The organism is Zemynaea arenosa, assembly GCF_004614185.1.
Taxonomy (GTDB): domain Bacteria; phylum Pseudomonadota; class Gammaproteobacteria; order Burkholderiales; family Burkholderiaceae_D; genus Telluria; species Telluria arenosa.
On record NZ_SPVF01000128.1, the window covers coordinates 40631 to 57125 of the forward strand.

General features: G+C 66.4%; 14 protein-coding genes. 9 read left to right on the forward strand and 5 right to left on the reverse strand.

Annotated elements, in window-relative coordinates:
- The first annotated feature begins 1 nt into the window (after position 1).
- From E4L96_RS09920 to E4L96_RS09930, 3 genes are all read left to right on the forward strand, one after another.
- Positions 2 to 1780: a chloride channel protein gene (locus tag E4L96_RS09920; RefSeq protein WP_135207050.1), complete on the forward strand. Its 1779-nt coding sequence runs from the start codon at positions 2 to 4 to the stop codon at positions 1778 to 1780.
- Between the two features lie 308 nt (positions 1781 to 2088).
- Positions 2089 to 2298: a cold-shock protein gene (locus E4L96_RS09925; RefSeq protein WP_135207051.1), complete on the forward strand. Its 210-nt coding sequence runs from the start codon at positions 2089 to 2091 to the stop codon at positions 2296 to 2298.
- A 219-nt stretch (positions 2299 to 2517) separates the two neighbouring features.
- Positions 2518 to 2823: a hypothetical protein gene (locus E4L96_RS09930; RefSeq protein ID WP_135207052.1), complete on the forward strand. Its 306-nt coding sequence runs from the start codon at positions 2518 to 2520 to the stop codon at positions 2821 to 2823.
- 114 nt (positions 2824 to 2937) lie between these two features.
- Here the strand turns inward: E4L96_RS09930 and E4L96_RS09935 are convergent, their stop codons facing one another.
- Complete coding sequence (locus tag E4L96_RS09935; protein WP_135207053.1) at positions 2938 to 3393, reverse strand: YaiI/YqxD family protein; 456 nt, start codon at positions 3391 to 3393, stop codon at positions 2938 to 2940.
- 134 nt (positions 3394 to 3527) lie between these two features.
- On the opposite strand from E4L96_RS09935, the gene E4L96_RS09940 reads away from it, so the two are divergent.
- Positions 3528 to 4187 (forward strand): glutathione S-transferase family protein, encoded by a 660-nt coding sequence (locus E4L96_RS09940; protein WP_135207054.1) that lies wholly within the window; start codon positions 3528 to 3530, stop codon positions 4185 to 4187.
- Between the two features lie 69 nt (positions 4188 to 4256).
- On the opposite strand, the gene E4L96_RS09945 is transcribed toward E4L96_RS09940, so the two are convergent.
- The 4 genes from E4L96_RS09945 to E4L96_RS09955 form a co-directional block, all read right to left on the reverse strand.
- Positions 4257 to 5447 carry a dicarboxylate/amino acid:cation symporter gene (locus tag E4L96_RS09945; protein WP_167758647.1) on the reverse strand — a complete coding sequence of 397 codons (1191 nt, stop codon included), beginning with the start codon at positions 5445 to 5447 and terminating at the stop codon, positions 4257 to 4259.
- 306 nt (positions 5448 to 5753) lie between these two features.
- Positions 5754 to 7292, reverse strand: a complete 1539-nt coding sequence (locus E4L96_RS09950; RefSeq protein WP_307721637.1) for a carboxylesterase family protein — start codon at positions 7290 to 7292, stop codon at positions 5754 to 5756.
- A complete protein-coding gene (locus tag E4L96_RS23645) occupies positions 7195 to 8490 on the reverse strand; it encodes an alpha/beta hydrolase family protein (protein ID WP_167758649.1) in 1296 nt (431 codons plus the stop codon). The genes E4L96_RS09950 and E4L96_RS23645 overlap by 98 nt, the downstream gene beginning before the upstream one ends.
- Positions 8490 to 11567, reverse strand: a complete 3078-nt coding sequence (locus E4L96_RS09955) for a TonB-dependent receptor domain-containing protein (RefSeq protein ID WP_135207057.1) — start codon at positions 11565 to 11567, stop codon at positions 8490 to 8492. The genes E4L96_RS23645 and E4L96_RS09955 overlap by 1 nt, the downstream gene beginning before the upstream one ends.
- A gap of 118 nt (positions 11568 to 11685) precedes the next feature.
- On the opposite strand from E4L96_RS09955, the gene E4L96_RS09960 reads away from it, so the two are divergent.
- From E4L96_RS09960 to E4L96_RS09980, 5 genes are all read left to right on the forward strand, one after another.
- Positions 11686 to 12609: a LysR family transcriptional regulator gene (locus E4L96_RS09960; RefSeq protein WP_135207058.1), complete on the forward strand. Its 924-nt coding sequence runs from the start codon at positions 11686 to 11688 to the stop codon at positions 12607 to 12609.
- Positions 12606 to 13295, forward strand: coding sequence for a VIT1/CCC1 transporter family protein (locus E4L96_RS09965; protein ID WP_135207059.1), 690 nt, complete (start codon positions 12606 to 12608; stop codon positions 13293 to 13295). The genes E4L96_RS09960 and E4L96_RS09965 overlap by 4 nt, the downstream gene beginning before the upstream one ends.
- A 67-nt stretch (positions 13296 to 13362) precedes the next feature.
- Positions 13363 to 14319 carry a helix-turn-helix transcriptional regulator gene (locus E4L96_RS09970; protein ID WP_135207060.1) on the forward strand — a complete coding sequence of 319 codons (957 nt, stop codon included), beginning with the start codon at positions 13363 to 13365 and terminating at the stop codon, positions 14317 to 14319.
- A 130-nt stretch (positions 14320 to 14449) separates the two neighbouring features.
- Positions 14450 to 15811, forward strand: a complete 1362-nt coding sequence (locus E4L96_RS09975; protein WP_135207061.1) for an alpha/beta fold hydrolase — start codon at positions 14450 to 14452, stop codon at positions 15809 to 15811.
- A 23-nt stretch (positions 15812 to 15834) separates the two neighbouring features.
- Positions 15835 to 16494 (forward strand): hypothetical protein, encoded by a 660-nt coding sequence (locus E4L96_RS09980; protein ID WP_167758650.1) that lies wholly within the window; start codon positions 15835 to 15837, stop codon positions 16492 to 16494.
- The last annotated feature ends 1 nt before the right edge of the window (position 16495 follow it).

A 16495-nucleotide genomic window follows, 5' to 3' on the forward strand; every position in this document is an offset into this window, starting at 1 on the left:
CATGGCCCATGTCGATACCCGCAGCGACTTCGCGGCCGACCGCCACCTGCTGCGCCTCACCCTCATCGCGGCCGTGCTGGGCGTGACCTCCACCATCACCGGCGCGTTCCTGCTGTATCTGATCCGCGTGTGCACCAACCTGTTCTTCTATGGGCAGCTGTCGTCGGCCATGCACTCCCCGGCGGACAATCATCTCGGCCTGTGGGTGATTCCGATTCCCGTGCTGGGTGGTCTGATCATCGGTCTGATGGCGCGCTATGGCTCCGAAAAAATCCGCGGCCATGGCATCCCCGAGGCGATCGAAGCGATCCTGTTCGGACGCAGCCAGATGTCGCCGAAGGTCGCGCTACTCAAGCCCCTGTCCTCCGGCATTGCGATCGGCAGCGGCGGGCCATTTGGCGCCGAGGGCCCGATCATCATGACCGGCGGCTCGATCGGATCGCTGGTGGCGCAGCACTTCCACCTCACCAGCTCCGAGCGCAAGACGCTGCTGGTGGCCGGTGCCGTCGCGGGCATGACGGCCATCTTCGGCACGCCCATCGCCGCGGTGCTGCTGGCGGTGGAGCTGCTGCTGTTTGAACTGCGGCCCCGCAGCCTGCTGCCGGTGGCGATTGCATGCGCGGTCGCGGGCTTCGTGCGCCCGCTGCTGTTTGAACCGGGACCACTGTTCCCGGTCGCGACGGCGGCGCCGAATACGATGGAACTGGCGGGCTGCGTCCTCGCGGGGCTGCTGTCCGGCGCCCTCGCGTGGCTGCTTTCGACCTCGCTGTACAAGGTAGAAGATGGCTTTGGACGGCTGCCGGTTCACTGGATGTGGTGGCCCGCGCTGGGCGGGCTTGCGGTCGGCATCGGCGGCTACCTGCAGCCGCGCGCCCTCGGCGTGGGCTATGACGTGATTGCGGACCTGCTGCAGAACCACCTCGCGGCGGGCGTGATCGTCGCGCTGTTGGGCTGCAAGGCGGTCATGTGGGTGATTGCGCTGGGCTCGGGCACGTCCGGTGGCGTGCTGGCGCCGCTGCTGATGCTCGGCGCTGCCCTGGGCGCCCTGCTCTCGCCGTACCTGCCCGGCGGACAGCCCGGGTTGTGGCCACTGGTGTTCATGGCCGCGACGCTGGGCGGCATGATGCGCGCGCCCGTGATGGCGGCGGTGTTCGCGCTCGAACTCACGGGCGACTTCAACGCGATGCTGCCGCTGCTCGCGGCGACCGCGGTGGCGTACGGCTTCACCGTGCTGCTGATGCCGCGCTCCATCCTCACCGAAAAGATCGCGCGGCGCGGGTACCACATCTACCGCGAGTACGGCATCGATCCGCTGGAGCGCCAGCATGTGGGCGAGGTGATGACCAAGACCGTGCTGGCCATCGAGGCGTCGGCCGACATCGGCGACGTGGCCGCGCGCTACTTCGGCGCGGACCAGAAGCACCGGGCCTTCCCGGTGCTGCGCGATGGCGTGGTGCTCGGGATGCTGGACCGCGCGCAGCTCGACGCGCGCAATGCGCAGGCGAGCAAGGTTGGGGACATCGTTGCCGCGCAAACGCAGTACCTGGCCACGCCGGATGAAACCTGCCGTGCGGTGGCCGCGCGCATGGCGGCGCATGGGCTGGAGCGGATGGCGGTTGTCGACTCGCCGGAGTCGCGCCGCCTGGCCGGTGTGGTCAGCCGCAGCGACGTGCTGAAGCCCGCCGCCGTCCTGTTCGAAGAAGAGCACCGCCGCGAGACGTTGCGCGGCGCACCAGGGGTCATGCGCGGCCTGCTGGCGCGGCAGACCCCACGCCACTAGCGTGAGGATCGCCACTGGCCCGCGACGAAAGCATCGGCTTCGCACGGGCCGGCGCTCCCATCCCGCGTGCATCGCTGGACCACCGCGGCGGGCGCTTGTACCCGGCCCGCGAACTATCTTTCGAAATCGTTAGGTGGATCACTCCCAGCCGTGTATAGTGAGTCGCTGCACACATCAAGTCGCCGTCATTGTTGGTCTCTGTCCTGTCTTGCTCCGCTCCGGAGCCATTCCTGTCTAGCTTCCCTCGGTTTCAACACTCTTGCTGCGAGTGCATTTCGGGCTAGCCCCATCTTTTCAAGGAATATCACATGACTACTCAAACCGGCACTGTCAAATGGTTCAACGACGCCAAGGGCTTCGGCTTCATCACTCCTGACGCAGGCGGCGCGGACCTGTTTGCCCATTTCCAGGAAATCCAGACCCAGGGTTTCAAGAGCCTGGCCGAGAACCAGCGCGTGAGCTTCGAGCGCGCCACCAGCCCGAAGGGCGACAAGGCCAGCAACATCCGCGCGATCTGATCGCGCGACGCCTTAGGCAGCGTCTGTCCTGACCTGGCGGTCAGGTGGCCGGTACCGCGCAGATAGCACGGATCGCGCCCCCTGCAGGTCACACGCTCCAGAGCCCGCCGTGAGCGGGCTTTTTTGCGCGCGCTGCCTTGGCATCCCCACGCGACATCATCCTCGACCGGTGATACCGGTGTCTCCGGCAACCGCCGTCTACCACATGGATCCACACCTATGACGAGAATTGCCCTTGAGGCCGCAGCGGATGCGCTGGCCGGCCTGAATGCCCTGCGTTCCGCGATGACCGACGATCTGGAAGACGTCGAGAGCTATCTCGACCAGGCCGACGCGCCGCGGGACCCTGCCGCCGAAGCTGACCTGGCGGTCTACCACGTCATGCGGGCCTCGCTCTATAGCGGCCTGGCCTGCATCAACGAAGTGCTGGGATGGGTCAAACTGCTGGCGGACAGCGCCCCGGAGGGCGAATTTTCCGAGACCCTGAAAGCGCTTCCGCCGGTTCCCGTTTTCTCCATTCACTAAGCGTTAAGGAGTGCGCCATGAGCAAAAGCCAGGACGCCAGGAAGAGCACCCTTGTGATCCGGAACCAGCTCGAGCCCCTCCCCTGGCTTGGGACCACTGGACCGCACGAGCGTGTCAGCGCGCGCCCAGCTTGCGGCTCAGGTGGCGGTCCAGCTGGTCCGCGAAGTTTTTGCGGTCGGCCTGACTGAAGGCGGCGGGGCCGCCGGTGTCGACACCGCTGCTGCGCAATTCGTCCATGAACTTGCGCATGGTGAGCATCTGCTCGATGTTGTGTTCCGTGTAGAACTCACCGCGCGGGTTCAGCGCATCGGCGCCCTTCTTCAGCACATCCGCGGCCAGCGGAATGTCCCCGGTGACCACCAAGTCGCCCGGCTGCACCAGCCGCACGATCTCCGCATCCGCCACATCCGCCCCGCGCGGTACCTGCACCGCCTTGATGAAGCGGGATGGCGGCACGCGCAACAACTGATTCGCCACCAGCGCCAGCGCGAGCTCGCGCCGCTCCGCCACTCGGTACAGGATCTCCTTGATCGGAGTCGGACAGGCGTCCGCATCGACCCAAATATGCATTGCTGTTTTCCGTTGTAGCCCATGGCAGGCACGTCATCTTACCCGCAGTAGACGCGCGGCCGTGAAATCGGCGGGACGGGAACGCAGGCGACAGGTTTCGGCTAAACTCGGCGAAACCATTCTTTGGATACCGCATGAATCGCATCCTGTACACCGGGACGAAGAACGCATCGAGCTGGGCTTTTCGCGCATGGCTGGCGCTGCGAGAAGCCGGCATCGAATTTGAAGAGCATGTGGTCGACATTCGACGCCCGCAGCGCTATGCGAACCTGAACCGCATCGCCAAATTTTCACCGCCGGGCGCAGTGCCCGTGCTCGTCGACGATGCGACAGTGATCTTCGACTCGCTCGCCATCATGGAGTACGCCAACGACCTTGCGGGCGGCATCCTGCTTCCGGCCGATCCGAAACAAAGAGCCCGCGCCCGCGCCTTCCTGGCGTGGCAGCACGCCGGACTGTCCAATCTTTGCCCGCTGCTGTCGTTCGAGAGCGCGTTCTACCCGGACAAGCGGGACATGACGTTCGACGAAAAACATCAGTCAGCCCGCGCGTACGACTGCTGGGAACAACAACTGCAAGAGAGCGGCGGACCGTATTTGTTTGGTGACCTGTCACTCGCCGACATTGCGTTGGTGCCGTCGGTGCTGCGCCTCACGACGCATACCAAAGACATGTCCCGCTGGCCGGCCGTGCAGGGCTGGGCGGCGCAGCTCCTTTCACGAGCCGCCGTCCGCGAGTGGCTGGAGGAAGCCAACTCGCTTCCTGTCGTTTGGTATGGGTCTTACCTGCCATAGCCGGCAATGGCCCGCCATCGATCGTGCTGCCGCCGTCCGCACCACGCCTCGATGAGAAGATTAGCTTCGTCATCTGATCCGCAGCGAGGCGGTGGCGACGGGTGACGACGCAAGACCGGCATCCTCCCGTGCGCCCGCAGTACCGGCAACAACGCGCTGCCCGCTCCAGCTGCACACGGCCAGGCAGCCGACGGCCACGCCGAGCAGGTTGGTCAGGAGGCGGCACTTCATCAGCCGCTCGATGCCGAAGAGGAGCATGAAGCCGTCCGGCGGAATGCCCGGGATGGCGCTCAAGGTCAGGCCCAGCACCACGTAGGCCGAACCGGCGACGCCGCAAGCGCCCTTGCTGGTCAGCGCCGCCAGCGCGAGAAGTCCGAGATAGTCGCCGGCGCTGAGGGTCAAGCCGCTGGCCTGCACCAGCACCACCAGGCAGAATCCGAGATAGATCACACTGCCGTTCAAGCCGAACGAAAAGTTCAGCGGCACCAGCAGCCGTACCGCGCGCGGACGGCAGCCCTGCCCTTCCAGCCACGCGGCAACGCCGGTCATCGCGCTGACCGAGGCGGAGGTGGAGACGACCAGCATCAGCTCTTCCTTCAACTGCCCGATCACGCGAGCCAGGCTGGTGCCGCAGGCCAGACACAGGGCGCCCAGCACGAGCACGATGTAGGCGCCGCTGGCGAGGTACAGTCCCGCCAGCACATCGGCCAGGCCGAGCCAGATGCGGTGGCCGTAGGCGGCCGTCAGCCCGGCGGCGCTGGCGAAGGCGGGCAAAGGGGCCAGCAGCACGAGACCACGCAGCGCTCGCAGCAGGCTAGCGCGGGAGCGTTCCAGCAGCGGATCCCAGCGCGGCAGCGGACGCGCACGCAGCACAAGGCCGGCCACGATGGCCAGCAGCAGCGTGATGAGGAAGGGGTGCAGCGTGAACGCGGGCAGGCGCAGGCTGAAGCCCGTCGCGGCCGTCGGCCCGAGCATGCCCTGCAGGCGGGTGCCAGTCCCCAGCAGCCAGGCGGCACCCGCCCCGCACGCGAGACTGGCGAGGCTCAACGTCTCGGAGCACAGCAGCGCCCAGCAGCCGAAGCGCCGCAGCTGCGCCGCCGGCCCGATCGCCCGCACGCCATGCAGCACCGACAGCAGGATCAGCGGGTAAGCCAGTAGCTTGAGGAGGGAGAGGAAGCCGGTGGTGAGGAAGGCCAGCCAGTCCGTGTGGGCGGGCAGCGCCCAGCCGAACAGCACGCCGAGGCCGAGACCGACGAGCAAACGCGCGGCCTGGCTCCGCCATAGCCAAGGGCCCGCCCCGAGAAGCCAGACCGTCCTGTCCCGCATCGTCTCCGCCGTTATCGTTTTGGCCAGACTAGCCGAACGCAACCGCATGCGCCATTGTGGACATCCACAATCCCCGCCGAGCCCGCCCCACCACCGGGGTCAGGCCTCTGCACTCTGCGGTGGGGTCAGACGCCAAGGGTTTTGGCCCTTGATTTTATTGAGAAAAAAGGCGTGGTGCCTGACCCCAAGAGGAAAACAGGGGCCTGACCCCATCGGGGTGGGCGCGGCGATTGGTGGGCGCTATAGGTCGCCGCGGGGCATGAGGGGTGGGCTGGCGTGCCAGAAGGCGCAGCGGTGGCGCTGGGTGTAGTCGGTCACGGGAATTGGATGGGGCTCGGTGCCGAATACGTACATGGTTTCCTGCTCGCCGAGGGGCGGCCAGGCCAGGGGCTCGCCGCGGATGAAGCGGCGCCATTGGGCCAGCAGGCCGGCGTCGGGGGGGCCGGGTGGGTCCCATAGCAGGGGAAGTTCGGCGGCGTGGGCGGCGCCGGTGGCGAAGCGCTCGCTGTCGGGGGCGGACCCAGTGCCTTGGTATTCGTAGAAGTGGACGGGGGCGGTAAGGGCGGCGCTGCGCGCGGCGTCCAGAATCGTGCAGCCGCCCAGGCCACGCATGCCGCTGTCAGTGAGGATAGCGCTCATGCGCTCGGCCACGGGGTAGCGGCGGCCTGCGCCAACGTCGGCGTAGCGCTGGGCGATACGCTGGGCGCGGTCCGGGCCGGCGACGGTCGTGAGCCAGGCGCGCATCTGCTGCTCCGTCCAGGTTGTGACGGATGGGCCGATGATGCGACCTTCTTCAGCGTTGGCGCCGATCAGCAGAGGGGTGCGGAGCCAGCGGCCGGTATGGATCTGGTCGATGGGGAGGCGCGGGAGCGGGCCGTCTTCCTGCACCGTGGGGGCGGCGCCACCGCCTGCCTTGACGATTGCCGCTGGCGGGAGGGCGCGTAGGCAGGCCAGGTCGGGACAATTGGTACGGGCCAGCAGGTCGGCAGCGCGGCGGCTCGCCTGGTCGGCGTCGTCCACATCGTGCAGGCAGTCGTCGGAGGAGATGATGGCGCGCTGGAACAGGCCGGCGGCTTGCGGCATGGCGAGCAATGCGCAGACGACGGTTCCGCCCGCGGATTCGCCGCCGAGGGTGATGTTGGTTGCGTCGAGGCCGAGCCGGGGCGCGGCGGCGTGCACCCAGCGCAGCGCGGACAGCACATCCAGCAGCGCATAGTTCCCGCGCGCGCCCGGCAGGCCGGCAAGGAAGCCGAGGTGGCCGAGCCGGTAGTTGATGCTCACGACCGCAGCGCCAGTCGCCAGCGCCAGGCGCGTTCCGTCATGATCGTTCGCCGAACCCGCCGTCGCCCCACCGCCGTGGACGTAGACGTAGACCGGCAGTGGCTTCGCACCATTCAGCGGTGCGAGTGGCAGCACCACGTTCAGGTACAGGCAGTCTTCGCGCTCGCTGCCGCTTGCCAGCCCGGTCACGCTCTGCGGACACCGCGGCGGCAAACGCCCGAGCTCTGGCCGCGCAAACGGTGCCACATCCCGCGGCGCCTCCCACCGCCCCGCCTGCGCATACTCAATGCCGATCAGCCGCCGCACGGCTCCCGCATCGGCCGCCCCGCCTGGCGGCTGACCGATCGCGTCGGCGCGCACGGGCACCAGTGCCAGCAGCGCCGCGCACAGCCACGCTGCGCTACTCAGCCGGCCAAGCCCGCGCATACACCCGTGTCGCCAGCGGCGCCGGCTGATACTGCAAATCGAAGTGGCACGCCTCACCATACTTGCCAACATACGCCTCGCACTTCTGCACCACCGATGCTGGTGCTGGCCGCGCGCCATCGCGAATCCATGCCATCAAACTCGCCAGCACAGCGGCATACTGCGGCGCCGCCAGCCGCCCATGCTCGGCCTCGCGGGTGAACATCTGCAGCAGCCGCGCTCCGCCGCCCGCCTGCTCGACCTTCGCCCGATACTCATGCTCCATCTCCACGAACACTGTCGGGTCATCGATCGCATGCAAGGTCAGCGTCGGCACCGTCACCTTGCCGCTCACCCCACTGTCCTCTTTCAGCCGCCGTCTCCCCTCAGAAGTCGCGGCGAAGCGCGGCACCAGCTTATTCAACGCAGCATCATCATCCGACCCCGCATACACCACGCCCACATTGCTGAACGGGTTATGCCCGCCCAGGTGCCGCATGGTCAGATCATGAAATGTCACCGTCGCCCAGTTCATATGCGCCCCGACCGACGATTCCGGAATCCGCACCACCCGCGCGATATTCCTGAGCGCCCTCGCCTGCGCCGCCGTCCGCTTCTCCGCTGGCAGCGCCGTCCCCAAGCAGGCATTCACTTTCCCCTGCACCTCGGACGACGTGAGCGGCGCCGACCACAAGGCAGACGAAGGCTCCGACGCCAGCGGCAGGTTGTGGCAGTAGTACTGGTACACCGCCCGCAAATCGGCCCGGAAGTCATACGCCAGGTCGCCCCCGGCCACGATCCCGCTGGTCAGCAGCACCCCATCATAAACACCCGGCGCCGCCCGTTCCGCCACGCGCAGCGCCACGTTGGCGCCCCACGACTGCCCATGCAAAATGGTCCGCTCCGGCTTGCCGAACTCCTTCCAGAACAGGGCGCGCAAGGCCTCCGTGTCCTCCGCCGCGTCCTGCACGCCGTACCCCGCGTGCCGGTAGCTGCTGCCCGCCCACGCATACCCTTCGCGCACCATCAGCGCAAAGCGCTTGAGGTCGCTGACGGGCTCGTCGGGTGTCGGCGCCTTCATGCTCGGACCGCCGTGCGTGTGAACCACCAGCGTCCGGTTCCACTGCGCCGGGATCGCGATCCAGAAGTACCCGCCGCGGCCATCGGCGCCCGCGTAGCAGCGGGCCTCCACCTTGATCTCGGCCGGGCACGCGGCCGGCGCCATCGCCTGGGCGCCCGCAGCCGCCGCCCAGGCCACGCAGGCCACTATTCCAGTCAGTACACGCTTCATCAGAAAGAATTCGACAGGTTGAGGTAGAGATACCGCCCATACGGGTTGTACAGGCCACCGTTATACCCGCCCTGCGCCAGCGGCGGCAATTTGTCGAACAGGTTGCGGCCGCCCAGCTTGATGCGCGCATCCTTCAGCCAGGCATTGCTGAAACGGTACTGCACGTAGCCGTTCACCAGCGTCTGGTTGTCGACTTCCCATGGCGTGCCATCGTCCGCCAGCAGGCCCGGCTCAAGCACCGAGCCGATATAGTTGGCCGACACCCCCACCTGCCAGTCGCGCAGCTTCCACGTCATGTTGAAGGCCACCTTGTTGGCCGGCTTGCCGTAGTTGCGCAGGCGGTTGTTCTCCAGGTCCGCCAGTGGCAGTGCCGGGTTCAGGATGCCCGCGGTGCGCGCCTCCAGCAGGTTGGCGATGCCCGACAGCGGCAGCTGCGTGTAGCGGTCCATGTAGGCCACGTTGATGTTGCCGTCAAAGCTGCCCCAGCCCGCCGTCTTCTTGCGCCAGATGAGGTTGAAGTCGTAGCCGCTGATCTTCTGCGGCTGCAGGTTGAGGAAGGTGTCCTTCACATCGAGGATATTGCCGACCGGTTTCAAATTGGTGCCGGCAAAGGCGGCGATGTCGTCCGCGTTCGGCTCGGCCCGCACGATGCGCGGGTCGCCTGCGCCGCCGTTCACCCGGTCCAGGTAGTCATTGGCGGTGACATTGCTCAGGCCAAGCACCCCGACGATGCCGGTCTGGTTGATGCGCCAGCGGTCCAGCGTGACGGTGAAGCGGCCCAGCGCCTCCGGCAGGAAATCCGGCCGCAGCACGATGCCGATGTTGGAGGTGTTCGAGGTCTCCGGCCCCAGCTGCGGATTGCCCGAAATGAAGTAGCGCACCCCCACGCCGCGCCCGCAGTTGTTCCAGTTGGTGAGGCGGCCGGCGCGCACGTCGGCCTCACACTTGTAGTAGTCCGTGACGGAGCTGGCGCGGCCATAGCTGTAGTCCGCCGTGGTCTCCAGGTTGGGCGCCTTGAAGCCTTCCGAATACGAGCCGCGGAAGCGGATGTAATTATTCACGTCCCACGCGAGCGCGAGCTTGGGCTTGGAGACGCTGCCGAAATCGCTGTAGTGCTCGTAGCGCCCGGCCACCTGCATGTTCAGCGACTGCACCAGCGGGATGTTCATGCCCTCGCTGACCAGCGGCACCGCCAGTTCCAGGAACGCGCCCGCCACGCGGCGCGAGCCGCTGCTGGACGGCGTGACGTTGACGCCGGTTGCGCTGGACGGCTGGGTGAGGCCGGTGACGGCGTCGTAGAACGGCATCGAACCATTCACGTGCGGATCGCGGTCGTCGCGCTGGGTTTCGCGGCGCAGCTCGGTGCCGACGGCCACGCCCACCGGTCCGGCCCAGGTGTTGAACAGGTCCGGCCGCGACAGCTTGAAGTCCGCCAGCAGTAACCCGGTGCGGCTGCGGCGGGCGATGCGGATCTTGGTCGCGTCGATGGCCGCCTTCGAGCTCGGATTGCAATCGCCGCCGCCGGAGCCGTCGATGCAGCTGCCGTTGAAGGGGTTGTAGGCGTCCGGCGTGGACAGCGCGAGCTGCTTGTAGAGCGCGTTGGAGTCGACGCCGTCCGACAGATCCTCCGCGGTGGCGTAGGTGTACAGCAAGCCGGTGTCGTAGTCCCAGCCGTTGCGCGCGCCCTTCAGACCGACCAGGTAGCGGTACTGGTAATTGGTGACGTCGATGTGGTCCGGCCCGTAGTCGTTGAAGCGGTAGTTGGTGAAGGTGAGCGGCAGGCCGCTGGCAGGCACGTTGGTCAGGCCAGGGATGCGGTTGGGGTTGGGCGTCCCGTCCGCAAAGGTCACCGGGCCGAACGGGTTGTAGTAGTTGGACGCGGGCACACCCACCGCCACCAGGCTGGTCGGCTGGGTGGTCAGCGTGTGGGCGACGGCGTGGTACAGGCCGAGCTCGCCGTAGACAGTGTCGTTGTCGGTCAGGTCGAAGTGGCCGGTCAGCAGCGCGTTCTGTCGGTGGATCGAGGGCGCCACGGTGATGTAGTCGTTGGCCGCGTTGTTGTAGCGCAGGATGTTGCCCGGCGCGTTGCCGTTCTGGTTGTTGCCGCCGCTGCCCAGGCACAGGTTGTTCCCCAGCTGGACCAGGCAGCCTGCGTAGGTGTTGGGCTGGATGTGGAAGGCGCCGGCCGCGGTGGTGATGTTGGTGCCGTTCTGCTTGATGGCGGACGTCACCTGCCGGGTGCCATTGAACACGGAACCGTTGATCCACGAGCTCTGGCCGCCGCGGCCGTCCGGTGCGCCGCTGTTGGCCCAGGGCGTGCCGGCGAACAGCGGCCGCTTGTCCTGGTTGGCGGTGAACGGCATGTCGCTCGGGTTCTGCCTGGTGCGGTTGAGGATGCTGAGCGACAGGGAGACGTTGCCCCGTCCGTCCTTGAAGTTGCGGCCGCCGAACAGGTTGGTGTTGACCTCGTGGCGGTTGGTGTTCTCGGCGGTGCCGTACTGGACGCTGCCAGTCAGGCCGTTGAAGTTGGTCTTGGTGATGGTGTTGACCACGCCGGCCACCGCGTCCGAGCCGTAGATGGCGCCTGCGCCTTCCATCAGCACTTCCACGCTCTGCAGGCCGGCGGCCGGGATGGCGCTGGAGTTGTAGGTGATCAGTGGGACGGTGTTGTTGCCGTTGCTGGTGGGGTGCGTGACAAGGCGGCGGCCGTTGAGCATGACCAGGGTATCCCCCAGGCCGGCGCCGCGCAGGTCCACCGAGCTGACGTCGCCGCGCGCGGTGTTGCTGGTCTGGGCCTGGTTGGTGGGATTGAAGAACACGTCGCCCAGCTGGGGCACGGTGCGCAGCAGGTCGTCGCCATCGACGGCGCCGGTGGCGGCGATTTCGTCCGCCGTAACCACGGTCACTGGCAGCGCGGTGGTGATGCGGCTGCCCTTGATGCTGGAACCGACCACGGTCACGGACTGCATCTGGTCCGGCTTCTCGGGTGCGGGGGCCTGCTGGGCGTAGGCCGTGGATATTGCCGCACTCAGCATGGTCACGCTGCACAGCAGCGGCCCCCCTTTCATCGTTTTCATCCTGTCTCCCTGTGTGGTGCTCTGTTGTTATCGGCAGAGGTCATCGTAGGGTTGCGGAAGCAGGATGTAAAATATCTAATAAAGTGAATCTTAAGACGTTTTGCATATCGGGAGTGGTATGGAACTGAGGCACTTGCGTTACTTCGTTGCGGTGGCGGAGGAAGGCCACTTTACGCGGGCGGCGGAACGGCTGCACATGCAGCAGCCGCCGCTGAGCCAGCAGATCCGGGCGCTGGAGGAGGAGCTGGGGTTTGCGCTGTTCGACCGGCATCCCAAGGGGGCACGGCTGACGGCGGGCGGGGCGGCGTTCCTGGTGGAGGCGCGGTCCATTCTGGCGAGCGTGAGTGCGGGGGCGGCGCGGGCGTCCCTGGCGGCGCATGGGGCGACGGGGCTGCTCAAGATTGGCTTTACCAGTTCCGCCGCGGCGCATGAGCTGACGCCAAGAATCATTCGGTCGTATCGGGCGGAATGGCCTTCCGTCATGCTGGAGTTCAGCGAGGAGAATGCGTCGGAGCTGACGCAGATGCTGGAGGATGGGGCCATCGATGTGGCCTTCCTGCGCCAGCCGGTCCGGCGGCCGCTGCGGCTGCGGTTCCAGACCATCGACAGCGAGGAGATGGTGCTGGTGCTGCCCAGCGGTCATGCGTGCTTGCGTGGGCAGCGCGGGTCCGGTCTGCCGACCGTGAGCCTGGCGTCGCTGCGGGACGAGCGCTTTGTCATGCTGCGGCACTCGGGGGCACTGGGGATGTATGCGAGCCTCGTCGCCGCGTGCGAGCGCGTGGGGTACATGCCGCAGGTGGCCATCGAGGTGGAGCGGATGCTCACCATGATCAGCCTCGTTGCGGCGGGGGCTGGGGTGTCGGCGGTGCCGGCGTCCATGCGCGGGTTCCACGAGAAGAATGTGGTGTACTGCCAGATCGCGGAGCGGGATGAGACCTTGATGGCGCCACTCACCTTCGTGTGCCGGGATGACGATCAGCAGCCGACGCTCATGAACTTTCGGAAGATGGTCGATACCTTTGTGGAGAGGAGCACATCATGAGACACCAGGAGCGGCATCGGATGGAACACCTGGGCTGGCTGCGCGCCGCCGTCCTCGGGGCGAACGACGGCATCATCTCGACCGCCAGCCTGCTGGTCGGCGTGGCGGCGGCCCATGCGTCCCACAACAACATGCTGCTCACAGGATTAGCGAGCCTGGTCGCCGGCAGCATGTCCATGGCCACGGGTGAATATGTCTCGGTCGCCTCGCAAGCCGATACCGAGAAGGCGGCGCTGACGCTGGAAACCACTGAGCTGGCCAACGCGCCTGAGGCGGAATTGCGTGAACTGACCACGATCTACGTAAACCGCGGCTTGGACCGGCCGCTGGCGCAGGAGGTCGCGAAACAGCTCATGGCGCACGATGCGCTGGGAACGCATGCGCGCGATGAATTGGGGATCTCGGACGTCATGCAGGCACGCCCCCTCCAGGCAGCCCTCGCCTCCGCCCTGAGCTTTGCCGTCGGCGCCGCGATGCCCTTGGCGATCACGGCATTCACGCCCGCCAATTATCTGATCCCGGTGCTGTATGGCGCGACGCTGGCCGGACTGGCCGCACTCGGGGCGCTTGCAGCGAAGACGGGAGGCGCGCCCGCCCTCCCCGCGGCCATCCGGGTCACCTGCTGGAGCGCGCTGGCGATGGGTGCGACGATCGCGATCGGAAGTGTCTTCCAGGTGGGCTTGTGAGCTGGCCGATGATGGCGATTTGCACGCTACAATAGCCTGTCCCGTCACCGATCCGGCCAGCCCGCCCATGGAGCCCTTTGTCGCCGAGCTATCCCACCTGTACCGCATGGCGTCCGCGACGCCGGTGGAGCAGTTCCCCGGGTGCGCGCTCGACCAGCTGCGCGCTTGGATCGATTTCGACGGCGCGGTGTTTGGCTTTGGCGAAAGCGGCGCCGATGCACTGACGATCGGCAGCAGCGTCGTGTACAACCGCGATGCGGCCATCGTGGGCGAGTATGCGGCGGTGTCCTCCGCCGATCCGACGACGCGCCGCTTCCTGCAGTCCCCGGGCGTGGTGACGAATGTCGATGCGCATTCCGACTACACCGCCCACGATGCCAAGGTGAAGCGCTACCTGCATCGTCACGACATCCGCCACCTGCTGCTGCTCGGCGAGGCATCCCCCGCGAACGACCGCCTGCGCTGGGTCGTCCTGTACCGCGGCACGCGCAAGGGTTTCGGCCAGCACGAAGCGGCGCGGCTGTCGGCCGCATGGACCCATATGCTGTGCGCGCTCGATATCAACCGTGCCCGCTCCCTCGACCTGCATACGCGACCCGATACGCCGCGGGCGGCGGCACTCGCCGGGCCTGGCGGGACGATCGAGGTCTCGGATCCGCTGTTCGTCGAGGCTTTGCGGCGCGAATGGCGCGGCGCCTCGCCCACGGTCCTGCCACCTGCCCTGGTGGCCGCAATGCGCGACGGCCGCCCGTACGTGGGCCGCGAGATCGAAGTGCATTTCACGCGCAAGGGTCTTTACACGCTGTGCCAGGCCAGCGGCCTGAGTGCAGCAGCCAGGCTGACGCCGCGCGAGGCCGAAGTGGCAAGGTGCTTTGCCACCGGCCGCGATTACAAGTCGATCGGCGCCCTGCTCGGCATCTCGCCGAACACGGTGCGCGCCCAGCTCTCCAGCGTCTACCGCAAACTCGGGATCAACGACAAGGCGATGCTCGCCGCCGCGCTGGCAAGGGACCTGCGCGACTGACCCACTCCGGGCCGTTTCGGCCTCCGCATAGTGCATTTGCATGATTTCGCTTCTCTGTCAGGCGATCTATCGTTACGCCCGCGCCTTTCCACTTTGGAGGTGCGCATAACCATAGAAAACGGAGGAGACGATGCTGCAGACGAGGCGCGCCATCACGCTGCTTGTACTGGCTTTCACGATCAGCCTGGGCGGCTGCGGAGCCGGGGACCAGGGACCGCAAGGTGTGGCCGGTGCTGCTGGCCCGGCGGGTGCAGCCGGCGCTCCAGGCGCTCCCGGCACGAACGCCGATGCCATTGCCACCATTGGCGAAGGCGCGATCATCATCGACGGCGCTGCCGCGGGCGATCCGAAGGAAAGCATCTACGTCCGCAAGGTCGGGCACGGGCCGCAGACCATCGTCCTCATCCCCGGCAATAACACCTCGGGCGCCGCGTTCGACGGCATGCTCGGGTACTTCCGCTCGGTCGACGCGTTCAACGACGCCTATACCGTCTACACCTTCGATTACCGGGGCAGCGGCAAGTCCAGCTACAACAAGAAGATCACGTCGCTGAAGGACTTCGCCCTCGACTTCGAGAAGGTGATGAACAAGATCACCACCTTCCCGACCTCGGGTGTGACAGTGGTCGGCTATTCGATGGGCTTCGGCGTCGCGCTGGAGATGGTGATCGCCAACCCGGCGCGCTACGCCAACGTGGTCAGCCTGGCGGGCATCGGCACGCGTGGCATCCGCGTGAGCTTCAATGCGGGACAGGCGGGCACCGATCGCGCCGGGCATGTGTGGGCCGATGGCGACTGGGTGACCGTCACCAACGATGCTGAAGGGCTGACCGGTACCGAGTTCCAGCAGCGGTCCTGGCAGGGCGACCAGCGCACCTACGCCAACGTGCAGGCAACCTGGGACGCGGTGGTCTACAACGACATCCTGAAATACGACATCAGCAAGGCCTTTACTCCGGCCGCGGTGACCGATCCCACGTTCCGTGCCGCGCCGAGCTACAGCAATTCGCTGCTCGATGGCTTCAACATCCAGTACATGCCGGAATCGCTGTACTACTCGCACAAGTTCAACGTCTCTCCGGTCAACGTGGTCAAGGGCACGCAGAATGCGGACGGCAGCGTGGTGACGATCCCGGGGGATGGGCGGATGGCGACGCTGTTCACCGGCAAGCGCGCGCTCCTGGTCAAGGCAACCACCGACTTTGCCAAGTGGCGCGGCGACCAGGTCATCTACGACAACTACACAGCGACTTCCAAATATGACCTCAAGCACGCGGGCGCGGACGTGACGGCGGTGATGATCGGCGCGGACCAAGGCTTCGATCACGGGTTCCCGGTGGCGAAGCCGCTGGAGACGGTGCGGCTGATCGATGCGTTTTTGAAGGGGAACCTCTCTGCCGGTGGCGCGGGGAGCGCGTTGGCCAATGCGCAGGTGGCGTTGTATCCGAGTTCGGAAACGGTCTGGGAAACTAATACCTTCACCGGGTTCTGACTGGCAGAGGACATTGCGGCACGATGACGATGCGACGAGTTGATGCCCTTGAGGCGGGATTCCGCTTCATGACCTGGGTCTTGAGCGATGGACGTGATTCTGCGGACGAGGTGCGCGGGTTTGCCAACCATCTGGGCATGAATTGGGACGAGGTGGAGGAATCTCCTATACGGAACGGCGGTACGCTCCATCTCATCAGGGACATCGAACAGAAGTCGTCTCACCTCGGGCCGCATGTGTTTGCCTGGTTCGAGGTTGGCCGGAACACGATATTTCTCTCAAACGTGGTGGGGAGCGGCGCGCCCTCCCCGCTGGTCGACTCTGCGATGCCCGGGTACAGGCGCTACCTTGAAGATGCGCACATCCGAGTCGAAGAACGCAGCAGGCTTCAATCCTTGCTCAGCATGCAAACCAGCTCTGAGGAAGAGAAGACCGTGGTGCTGAGCTACCTGCGTGAACGGCTAAGGGACGAGGCGATTCTGCAGGAGCTGGCGGATAAGCGAGTACGAACGCACGAGGCGCAGCGTGGCTGGGAGTCGCGGTTATTCTGGTTTTTGGTGGTCGTGGCCGTGAGCGCTGGCTTGCTGGCCGCGGCGAAAGTCCTGCCGTTCATTGCTCTGCCGTTCATCGTGGTTGGATCGATCGGCGCGATCAGCTTCTTATACGCATCCGGATGGGGTTGAA